Raw genomic sequence first — 10,518 nt, 5'->3', positions numbered from 1 at the left:
CCATCCGCCTGTCGGCACCTTCCCCCGCAGGCGGGGGAAGGCTCGATAGTCGGCGCATGGAATCCTTCCCCCGTTCACGGGGGAAGGTGCCCGAAGGGCGGATGGGGGTGGCCTTGCCGTAAGCCGTCACTTTGCGCCCATCCATCCCCCTCGCTACGATGCTCGCGCGTCGGCCCGAAGCCGGCCGCCGCTCCGGAGCCCAAGCATGACCCCCACCGCCGCCCGCCAGGGCATCATCTCGCTGAAGATCAAGGACGCCGCGTCGCTGTACAACGCGTACATGCCGTTCCTGAAGAACGGCGGCCTGTTCGCGCCGACCGCGCAACGCTACGCGCTGGGCGACGAGGTGGTGCTGCTGATCACGCTGATGGACGAGACCGAGCGGCTGTCGGTGGTGGGCAAGGTGGCCTGGATCAGTCCGCTCGGCGCGCAGGGCAACCGTACCGCGGGCATCGGCGTGCACTTCAACGAATCGGGCGATGCCGAATCGGCGCGCCAGCGCATCGAGAATATCCTGGCCGGCGTGCTCTCCTCCGAGCGTCCCACCCACACCATGTAGCGCGCGTGCCGGCCGGGCGTGGACAGGTCCGCCCCGGGGCCCGCTGCGCACGCCCTTGTCGCGTGCCCGACTCCGTTCTGCGAACCGGCGCCACTAACCAATAACTGTCGCGTCCGCAATACTTGGCGTAGGCCCCGCGCGCGCTGATACAATGCCGCGATTGCACGAAGGGAATTCGTGGAAATCGGGCGCTCGCGGCCCCACGCGTGCGAACGTGGCCGGACAGCCCCTGCCGTGCGCGGCCTGCCGAATCGAACCAGCCGGATCGCCCCGTGGCGGTCACTGATGCGCCCGAAGGGTGCGGAGGTACGTTGCATCGTGCTTGCTCAATACTGGCCCATCCTGCTGTTCATCGGCGTCGCCGCCGGCCTGGGGCTGGTGCTCCTGGCCATCGGCATGCTCGCCGGCCCGCGCCGGCCCGAAGCGATCAAGCTTTCCGCCTACGAGTGCGGCTTCGAAGCGTTCGAGGACGCGCGCATGCGTTTCGACGTGCGCTATTACCTGCTGGCGATCCTGTTCATCATTTTCGACCTCGAGATCGCCTTCCTGTTTCCGTGGGCGGTGGTGTTCCAGCACATCGGCATCATCGCGCTGATCGAGATGGCGCTGTTCCTGCTGCTGCTGGTGGTCGGGTTCGCCTACGTGTGGAAGAAGGGAGCACTGGAATGGGAGTGATGTCTTCCATCGACCGGGTGATGCACAACCCGGAGCCGTTGAACCTGGTCGACGACATCCTGCGCCCGGCCGAGGACAACCCGGTCGTGCAGCGCGGCTTCGCCACCACCTCGGTGGACGCGCTGATGAACTGGGCGCGCACCGGCTCGATGTGGCCGATGACCTTCGGCCTGGCCTGCTGCGCAGTCGAGATGATGCACGCCGGCGCCGCGCGCCTGGACCTGGACCGCTACGGCGTGATCTTCCGCCCGAGCCCGCGCCAGTCCGACGTGATGATCGTGGCCGGCACCCTGGTCAACAAGATGGCGCCGGCGCTGCGCCGCGTGTACGACCAGATGCCCGACCCGAAATGGGTGATCTCGATGGGGAGCTGCGCCAACGGCGGCGGCTACTACCACTACTCCTATTCGGTGGTGCGCGGCTGCGACCGCATCGTGCCGGTGGACATCTACGTGCCGGGCTGCCCGCCGACGGCCGAGGCACTGATCCACGGCATCCTGCAGTTGCAGAAGAAGATCCGCCGCACCAGCACCATCGCCCGCGGCTGAGGCTGAGAGCCCGCTCATGACCGATACGCAAAACACCTCGCTGGCCGCACGCCTCGCGGCGCGGTTCGGCGACACCCTCTCGCTGCTGCCTGCCCGCGGTGGCGAGACCACCGCCGAGCTGGCCGCCGCGGACCTGCTGAGCGTCGCGGCTGCGCTGCGCGACGAGCCGGAGTTCCGCTTCGAGCAGCTGATCGACGTCTGCGGCGTCGACTACCTCGGCTACGGCCAGGTCGAGTGGGATACCGAGACCGTCAGCGGTACCGGTTTCTCCCGCGGCGTCGAGGGCCAGGCGATGGGCCGCTTCGACTGGGCCGGGCGCCCGCGCGATGCCAACATGCCGCGCCGCTTCGCGGTGGTCGTGCACCTGTTGTCGCTGACGCACAACCGGCGCCTGCGCCTGCGCGTGTTCTGCGACGACGACGCGCTGCCGATGGTGCCCTCGCTCACCGGCATCTGGCCGGTCGCCAACTGGTTCGAGCGCGAGACGTTCGACCTGTTCGGCATCCTTTTCGACGGCCATCCGGACCTGCGCCGCATCCTCACCGACTACGGTTTCGTCGGCCACCCGTTCCGCAAGGATTTCCCGCTGATCGGCAACGTCGAGGTGCGCTACGACGCCGAGCAGCAGCGCGTGGTCTACCAGCCGGTGACCATCGAGCCGCGCGTGCTGGTGCCGCGCGTGATCCGCGACGACGCCGACCTCATCCAGGCCAGGGCCGAAGCCGCAGACGACTGGCGGAGCAACTGACGTGCAAGAGATCCGCAACTACACGATGAACTTCGGCCCGCAGCACCCGGCTGCGCACGGCGTGCTGCGCCTGGTGCTGGAGATGGACGGCGAGACCGTGGTGCGCGCCGACCCACACGTGGGCCTGCTCCACCGCGGCACCGAGAAGCTCGCCGAGTCCAAGCCGTTCAACCAGTCGATCGGCTACATGGACCGCCTCGACTACGTGTCGATGATGTGCAACGAGCACGCCTACGTGCGCGCGATCGAGACCCTGTTGGGCATCGAGGCGCCGGAGCGTGCGCAGTACATCCGCACGATGTTCGACGAGATCACCCGCATCCTGAACCACCTGATGTGGATCGGCTCCAACGCGCTCGACCTCGGTGCGATGGCGGTGTTCCTGTACGCGTTCCGCGAGCGCGAGGAACTGATGGACGTCTACGAGGCGGTCTCGGGCGCGCGCATGCACGCGACCTACTACCGTCCGGGCGGCGTCTACCGCGACTTGCCGGACCGCATGCCGCAGTACAAGGAATCGCCCTGGCACAAGGGCGCGGACCTGAAGCGCATCAATGCGGCGCGCGAGGGCTCGATGCTGGACTTCATCGAGGAGTTCACCCGCATCTTCCCGAGCCGCGTGGACGAGTACGAGGACCTGCTCACCACCAACCGCATCTGGAAGCAGCGCACCGTCGGCATCGGCGTGATCAGCCCGGAGATGGCCAAGGCCTGGGGCATGACCGGCGCGATGATCCGCGGTTCGGGCGTCGAGTGGGACCTGCGCAAGAAGCAGCCGTACGCCAAGTACGCCGAGATGGACTTCGACATTCCGGTCGGCGTCAACGGCGACTGCTACGACCGCTACCTGGTGCGCGTGGAAGAGATGCGCCAGTCCAACCGCATCATCAAGCAGTGCGTGGACTGGCTGCGCGCCAATCCCGGCCCGGTGATGGTGAGCAACTTCAAGGTGGCGCCGCCCTCGCGCGCCGAGATGAAGGAGAGCATGGAAGCGCTCATCCATCATTTCAAATTGTTCACCGAGGGCTACGGCGTACCTGCCGGCGAGACCTATTGCGCGGTCGAGGCGCCCAAGGGCGAGTTCGGCTGCTACCTGGTTTCCGACGGCGCCAACAAGCCCTTCCGCGTGCACCTGCGCGCGCCGGGCTTCGCCCACCTCTCGTCGATGGACGCCACCGTCAGCGGTCACATGCTGGCCGACGTGGTGGCGATGATCGGCACCTACGATCTCGTGTTCGGCGAAGTCGACCGCTAAGCCGGCACCACGGAGATTCCCATGAAGGCCACCGGAAATTACGAGCAGGTCAAGCACGTCGATCCGCTCGTCGTGCTGAGCGAGCACACCCGCCACCACATCGACGCATGGGTCGCCAAGTTCCCGGCCGACCGCAAGCGTTCGGCGCTGATCCAGGCGCTGTTCGCCGCGCAGGAGCAGAACCAGGGCTTCCTCACCGACGAGCTGATCACTGCCGTCGCGAAGTACCTGGACCTGCCCGCCGTGTGGGCCTACGAGGTGGCGAGCTTCTATTCGATGCTCGAGACCAAGCCGGTCGGCCGCAACAACGTGGCGATCTGCACCAACATCTCGTGCTGGCTCAACGGCGCCGAGGGCCTGGTGCGCCACTGCGAGAAGAAGCTCGGCATCAAGCTCGGCGAGAGCACGCCGGACGGGCGCGTGTACCTGAAGAAGGAAGAGGAGTGCATCGCCGCCTGCGTGTACGCGCCGGCGATGACGGTGAACGGGCATTACCACGAGCGGCTCACCCCCGAGAAGCTCGACGAAATTCTCGACGGTCTGGAGTAAGCAATGGCCAGCAGCAACGGTCCGGTCGGACCCGCACCGCAAGACCACCAGGTCGTCTACACCACGCTGCACTTCGATACGCCGTGGTCGATGGACAGCTACGAGAAGGTCGACGGCTACAAGGCGTGGCGCAAGATCCTCGCCGAGAAGCCCGATCCGGCCGCGCTCATCGATGAGGTCAAGAAGTCGAGCCTGCGCGGCCGCGGCGGCGCAGGCTTCCCGACGGGCCTCAAGTGGTCGTTCATGCCCAAGGGCACGATGCAGAAGTACATCCTCTGCAACTCGGACGAGTCCGAGCCGGGTACGGCGAAGGACCGCGACATCCTGCGCTACAACCCGCACGCGGTGATCGAAGGCCTGGCGATCGCCTGCTACTGCACCGGCTCGACCGTCGCCTACAACTACCTGCGCGGCGAGTTCCACCACGAGCCGTACGAGCACTTCGAGGCGGCGCTGAAGGAAGCCTACGCGGCCGGCCTTCTGGGCAAGAACATTGGCGGTTCCGGCATCGACGTGGACATCTACACGGCGCTGGGCGCCGGCGCCTACATCTGCGGCGAGGAAACCGCGCTGATGGAGTCGCTCGAAGGCAAGAAGGGCCAGCCGCGCTTCAAGCCGCCGTTCCCGGCCAACTTCGGCCTGTACGGCAAGCCGACCACGATCAACAACACCGAGACCTACGCTTCGGTGCCGGCGATCCTGCGCAGCGGCGCCGACTGGTTCCTGAACCTCGGCAAGCCCAACAACGGCGGCCCGAAGATCTTCTCGGTCTCCGGCCACGTGAACAATCCGGGCAACTTCGAGATCCGCCTGGGTACGCCGTTCAAGGACCTGCTGGCGATGGCCGGCGGCGTGCGCAACGGCAACCAGCTCAAGGCGGTGATCCCGGGCGGCTCCTCGATGAAGGTGCTGCCGGCGTCGACCATGCTCGAGTGCACGATGGACTACGACAGCCTGATGAAGGCCGGCTCCGGCCTGGGCTCGGGCGCGGTCATCGTGATGGACGAGACCACGTGCATGGTGCGCGCCTGCCATCGCATCGCGCGCTTCTACATGGCCGAGTCCTGCGGTCAGTGCACGCCGTGCCGCGAAGGCACCGGCTGGATGTACCGCGTGCTCGACCGCATCGTCGCGGGCAAGGGCACGCAGGACGACCTGCATCGCCTGAAGGCCGTGGCCGGCCAGATCGAAGGCCACACCATCTGCGCCTTCGGCGAGGCCGCGGCCTGGCCGGTGCAGGGCTTCCTGCACCACTTCTGGAACGAGTTCGAATACTTCGTCGAGCACGGTCGCTCGATGACCGACGACAAGCTTGGAGTCGCCGCCTGATGAGCGCGCAGCCGACCACCACCGCCCCCGATCTCGTCAACATCGAGGTCGACGGCAAGCCCACGCAGATCCGCAAGGGCGCAATGATCATCGAGGCCGCCGACGCGATCGGCGTGTCGATCCCGCGTTTCTGCTACCACCGCAAGCTCCCGATCGCCGCCAACTGCCGCATGTGCCTGGTCGACGTGGAGATGGGCGGCAAGCTGATGCCCAAGCCGCAGCCGGCCTGCGCCACCCCGGTGGCCGAGGGCATGAAGGTGATGACGCGCTCGGACAAGGCGCTGAAGTTCCAGAAGGACGTGATGGAGTTCCTTCTGATCAACCACCCGCTGGACTGCCCGATCTGCGACCAGGGCGGCGAGTGCGAGCTGCAGGACGTGGCGCTGGGCTACGGCCGCAGCGTGTCGCGCTACACCGAGCGCAAGCGAACCATCGCCGACGAGAATATCGGGCCGCTGGTCGCCACCGAGATGACCCGCTGCATCCAGTGCACGCGCTGCGTGCGCTTCACCAGCGAGATCGCCGGCACCTACGAGCTCGGCGGCATGAACCGCGGCGAGAACCTGCAGATCGGCACGTACATCGGCAAGACCGTCGAGACGGAGCTGTCGGGCAACATCATCGACGTCTGCCCGGTCGGCGCGCTGACCAACAAGCCGTTCCAGTTCAAGGCGCGCGCCTGGGAGCTGATCGCGCGTCCGTCGATCGCGTACCACGATGCGCTCGGCTCCAACCTGTGGCTGCACACGCGTCGCGGCGAAGTGCTGCGCACGGTGCCGCGCGACAACGAGGCGGTCAACGAGTGCTGGCTGTCCGACCGTGACCGCTTCAGCTACCAGGGCCTGTACGCCGCCGACCGCGTGCACGTGCCGCAGATCAAGCGCAATGGCCAGTGGCAGCAGGCCAGTTGGGAAGAGGCGCTCTCCGTCGCCGCCGAGGCGCTGAAGTCGGTGCCGGGCAGCGAGTTGGGCATCCTGGCCTCGCCCGCCACCACCAACGAGGAAGGCGACCTGCTGCTGCGCCTGGCGCGCGGCGTGGGCAGTGCACACGTCGACCATCGCCTGCGCCAACTGGACCTGTCCGACCGGCCGGTCGCGGCCCGCTTCGAGGTGCCGGTGGCCGAGGTCAGCCAGGTCAAGGGCGCGCTGCTGGTCGGCTCGGACCTGCGCTACGAGATGCCGCTGCTCAACCATCGCCTGCACCAGGCGGTCAAGCGCGGCGCCAAGGTGTACACGGTCAACCCGGCGCACTTCGGCTTCAACTATGCGCTGGCCGGCGAAGCCATCGTGTCGCCGGCCGCGCTGGTCGACGCGCTGCTGGCGCTGGCCAAGGCCGCGGTCGCCGATGGCGCCGCGGCTCCGGCCGCGCTGGCCGAGGCGATCAACGGCGCACAGAGCGACGAGGGCGACCGCGATGCGATCGCCGTGCTCAAGGCCGGCAAGGCGGTGGTGATCCTCGGCGAGGCCGCCGCCACGCACCCGCAGGCCTCGTGGCTGCGCGCCGTCGCGCGCTTCATCGCGCAGGCCACGGGCGCCGGCTACAACGAACTGCCGGTCGGCGCCAATGCGCTGGGCCTGGGGCAGGGCGGCGTGCTGCCGGGCAACGGCGGCCTCGACGCGCAGGCGATGCTGGCGCAGCCGCGCAAGGGTTATCTGCTCTATGGCGTGGAACCGCCGCACGATTTCGCCGACGGCGCCAGGGCGCTGGCGGCGCTGCGCGGCGCGCAGGCGGTAGTGGCGTTCAGCGCCTATGCCAGCCCGGCACTGCGCGAGGTGGCCCGGGTGATCCTGCCGATCGCGTTGCTGCCGGAAACCGACGGCACGCTGGTCAACGTGGACGGCCTGGCGCAGAGCGCCAACGCCGGCGCCAAGGCGCCCGGCGAGGCGCGTGCGGGCTGGAAGGTGCTGCGTGCCCTGGGCGGCATGCTGCAACTGGCCGGCTTCGAGTTCGACGACCTGGCCGGCCTGCGCGAGGGCATCGCCGAGCGGCCGCAGCCCGCGCATGGCACCACGCTGGCCCCACGCCAGCCGATGGCCGCCGGAACGCTGGTGCGCCTGGCGACCTGGCCGATCTACCGCAGCGACGCGGTACTGCGTCGCGCCACCGCGCTCAACGCCCATCCGATCAACCGCCCGGCCGCCGTGCGCATGAACGCCAACGACGCCATGCACCACGGCCTGACCGACGGCACGCAGGTGCGTGTCGCCGACGCGCTGCTGCCGGTGGCTGTCGACGCGGCCGTGCCCGACGGTGCGGTGTGGATCGAAGCGGCACACGACCTGACCGCCACGCTGCCGCCTTACGGCGCGGCCATCACCCTGAGCAAGGCGTAACCCATGGGCGAACAACTCCTCAACGAGCTGGTCCTGCCGGTCGTCTACATCCTGTGCATCGCGGTGCCGCTGATCCTGGCGGTGGCCATGTTCGTGTACTGGGAGCGCAAGGTCATCGGCTGGATGCACGTGCGCATGGGGCCGAACAAGGTCGGTCCCTGGGGCCTGCTGCAGGCCTTCGCCGACGTGGTCAAGCTGCTGATCAAGGAAGTGATCCTTCCTTCCAGCGCCAACCGCTTCCTGTACTACCTCGCGCCGCTGCTGGCGCTGGTGCCGGCATTCGCCGCCTGGGCGGTGGTGCCGTTCGACGATCGGATGGTGCTGGCCAACGTCAACGCGGGCCTCTTGTACCTGCTGGCGATGACCTCGCTGGGCGTGTACGGCATCATCCTGGCCGGCTGGGCGTCCAACTCGCGCTACGCGCTGCTCGGTGCCATGCGCTCGGCCGCGCAGGTGATCTCCTATGAGCTCGCGATGGGCCTGTCGCTGGTCTGCGTGCTGGTGCTGGCCGGTTCGCTCAACCTGACCGACATCGTGCACGCGCAGGCCGGCGGCAAGGGCTTCCTCGACTGGTTCTGGCTGCCGCTGCTGCCGGTGTTCCTCGTCTACTTCATTTCCGGCGTGGCCGAGACCAACCGCGCGCCGTTCGACGTGGCCGAGGGCGAGTCGGAAATCGTCGCCGGCTTCCACGTGGAGTATTCCGGTTCCGCCTTCGCGATCTTCTTCCTGGCCGAGTACGCCAACATGATCCTGGTGAGTTTCCTCGCCTCGATCTTCTTCCTCGGCGGCTGGCTGAGCCCGCTGCAGGGCTGGGTCCATGCCGACGCGCCGAACTGGATCAACTGGATCTGGACCGGCGGCTTCGTCTGGCTGCTGATCAAGGCCTTCCTGATGTCCTTCCTGTTCCTGTGGTTCCGCGCGACGTTCCCGCGCTACCGCTACGACCAGATCATGCGGCTGGGCTGGAAGGTGTTCATTCCCATCACGATCGTGTGGGTCCTCGTGGCCGGCTGCATGAAGTACTTCGGCTGGGTCGCCATCGGCACGGGGGCATAAGGCAAACCCATGAACCGCATTACCGAATACTTCAAGAGCCTGCTGCTCATCGAGCTGTTCAAGGGCATGGGCCTGACCCTGCGCTACATGTTCGCGCCCAAGTACACGGTGCGCTTCCCGATGGAGCACATTCCGCGCTCGAACCGCTTCCGTGGCCTGCACGCGCTGCGCCGCTACCCGAACGGCGAGGAGCGCTGCATCGCCTGCAAGCTGTGCGAGGCGGTGTGCCCGGCGCTGGCGATCACCATCGACTCGGCGCCGCGCGAGGGCGACGGCCAGCGCCGCACCACGCGCTACGACATCGACCTGTTCAAGTGCATCTTCTGCGGCTTCTGCGAAGAGAGCTGCCCGGTCGACTCGATCGTCGAAACCTCGGTGATGGAGTACCACTTCGAGCAGCGTGGCCAGAACGTGGTGACCAAGGCGCAACTGCTCGCCATCGGCGACCGCTTCGAGCCGGAAATCGCCGCGGCCCGCGCGCAGGACGCGGCGTACCGCTAAAGGGCCACCGACATGATCGATACCAATCTGCTCCAACTGATCTGCTTCTACGGCTTCGCCGCCGTCACCGTCGGCGCCGCGCTGGCGGTGATCACGCTGAAGAACTCGGTGCACGCGGTGCTTTCGCTGGTGCTCGCCTTCTTCAGCACTGCCTGCATCTGGCTGCTGGCCGAGGCCGAGTTCCTCGCCATCGCGCTGGTCGTCGTGTACGTGGGCGCGGTGATGGTGCTGTTCCTGTTCGTCGTCATGATGCTCGACATCAAGATGGAACAGGTACGCGAAGGCTTCATCCGCTACCTGCCGGTCGGCATCATCGTCGCGCTGGTCATGCTGGCGGAGATGCTGGCGCTGATCGGCGTGCGCGCCATGCACGCGCACGTGATGGGGGCCGACCCGGCCGCCGCCGCCGGCCTCTCCAACACCGCCTGGCTGGGCGGGGCGCTGTACACCCAGTACCTGCTGCCGTTCGAGATCGCCGCGCTGATCCTGACCGTGGGCGTGGTGGTGGCGGTGGCGCTGACCCTGCGCCATCGCGGCGACAAGAAGCACGAGTCGGCCAGCGAGCAGGTCCGCGTCAATCCGCGCGACCGCATCCGCGTGGTCAAGATGGCGCCCTCGCGCCCGGATGAACCGACCGCCTCGCAGGAGCCGCTGCAATGATCACCCTGTCGCATTTCATCGTGCTGGGCGCGGTGCTGTTCTGCATCGCCGTGGCCGGCCTGTTCATCAACCGCAAGAACGTGATCGTGCTGTTGATGGCGATCGAGCTGATGCTGCTCGCGGTGAACATGAACTTCGTGGCGTTCTCGCGCTTCCTGGGCGACGTGTCCGGCCAGGTGTTCGTGTTCTTCATCCTCACCGTCGCGGCGGCCGAGTCCGCGATCGGCCTGGCGATCCTGGTGCTGCTGTTCCGCAACCGCAGCACGGTCAACGTCGCCGAAATCGACTCGATGAAGGGCTGAGCC

The 10,518-nt window shown here is 67.5% G+C and carries 12 protein-coding genes; all 12 read left to right on the top strand.

Features of this window, described 5'->3' with window-relative positions:
- Positions 1-205 precede the first annotated feature (205 nt).
- Positions 206-559 (top strand): PilZ domain-containing protein, encoded by a 354-nt coding sequence (locus AAIL17_RS16800; protein ID WP_424683997.1) that lies wholly within the window; start codon positions 206-208, stop codon positions 557-559.
- A gap of 318 nt (positions 560-877) precedes the next feature.
- Entirely contained in the window at positions 878-1,234 is a 357-nt protein-coding gene (locus AAIL17_RS16795; RefSeq protein ID WP_424683999.1) for an NADH-quinone oxidoreductase subunit A, read from the top strand.
- Entirely contained in the window at positions 1,225-1,782 is a 558-nt protein-coding gene (locus tag AAIL17_RS16790; RefSeq protein WP_231349022.1) for a NuoB/complex I 20 kDa subunit family protein, read from the top strand. Before AAIL17_RS16795 ends, AAIL17_RS16790 begins: the two co-directional genes overlap by 10 nt.
- Positions 1,783-1,798: 16 nt before the next feature.
- Positions 1,799-2,530: an NADH-quinone oxidoreductase subunit C gene (locus AAIL17_RS16785; RefSeq protein ID WP_424683996.1), complete on the top strand. Its 732-nt coding sequence runs from the start codon at positions 1,799-1,801 to the stop codon at positions 2,528-2,530.
- A 25-nt stretch (positions 2,531-2,555) separates the two neighbouring features.
- A complete protein-coding gene (locus tag AAIL17_RS16780) occupies positions 2,556-3,785 on the top strand; it encodes an NADH-quinone oxidoreductase subunit D (RefSeq protein ID WP_424683998.1) in 1,230 nt (409 codons plus the stop codon).
- A 21-nt stretch (positions 3,786-3,806) separates the two neighbouring features.
- Positions 3,807-4,334, top strand: a complete 528-nt coding sequence (gene nuoE / locus AAIL17_RS16775) for an NADH-quinone oxidoreductase subunit NuoE (protein WP_424683995.1) — start codon at positions 3,807-3,809, stop codon at positions 4,332-4,334.
- 3 nt (positions 4,335-4,337) lie between these two features.
- Positions 4,338-5,663: an NADH-quinone oxidoreductase subunit NuoF gene (nuoF, locus tag AAIL17_RS16770; RefSeq protein WP_424683994.1), complete on the top strand. Its 1,326-nt coding sequence runs from the start codon at positions 4,338-4,340 to the stop codon at positions 5,661-5,663.
- Positions 5,663-7,996 (top strand): NADH-quinone oxidoreductase subunit NuoG, encoded by a 2,334-nt coding sequence (gene nuoG / locus AAIL17_RS16765; RefSeq protein ID WP_424683993.1) that lies wholly within the window; start codon positions 5,663-5,665, stop codon positions 7,994-7,996. The genes nuoF and nuoG overlap by 1 nt, the downstream gene beginning before the upstream one ends.
- 3 nt (positions 7,997-7,999) lie before the next feature.
- Positions 8,000-9,052, top strand: coding sequence for an NADH-quinone oxidoreductase subunit NuoH (gene nuoH, locus AAIL17_RS16760; protein ID WP_424683992.1), 1,053 nt, complete (start codon positions 8,000-8,002; stop codon positions 9,050-9,052).
- 9 nt (positions 9,053-9,061) lie between these two features.
- On the top strand, positions 9,062-9,553 hold the full coding sequence (gene nuoI / locus AAIL17_RS16755; RefSeq protein WP_424683991.1) for an NADH-quinone oxidoreductase subunit NuoI: 492 nt from the start codon (positions 9,062-9,064) through the stop codon (positions 9,551-9,553).
- A gap of 12 nt (positions 9,554-9,565) precedes the next feature.
- Positions 9,566-10,213, top strand: coding sequence for an NADH-quinone oxidoreductase subunit J (locus AAIL17_RS16750; protein ID WP_424683990.1), 648 nt, complete (start codon positions 9,566-9,568; stop codon positions 10,211-10,213).
- Positions 10,210-10,515, top strand: coding sequence for an NADH-quinone oxidoreductase subunit NuoK (gene nuoK / locus AAIL17_RS16745; RefSeq protein WP_091336603.1), 306 nt, complete (start codon positions 10,210-10,212; stop codon positions 10,513-10,515). The genes AAIL17_RS16750 and nuoK overlap by 4 nt, the downstream gene beginning before the upstream one ends.
- Positions 10,516-10,518: the final 3 nt, after the last annotated feature.

The organism is Frateuria sp. YIM B11624 (assembly GCF_049727805.1).
Taxonomy (GTDB): Bacteria; Pseudomonadota; Gammaproteobacteria; order Xanthomonadales; family Rhodanobacteraceae; genus Frateuria_A.
Note: the sequence above shows the minus strand (reverse complement) of the source record. Positions and strands in the feature narration are given on the sequence as shown.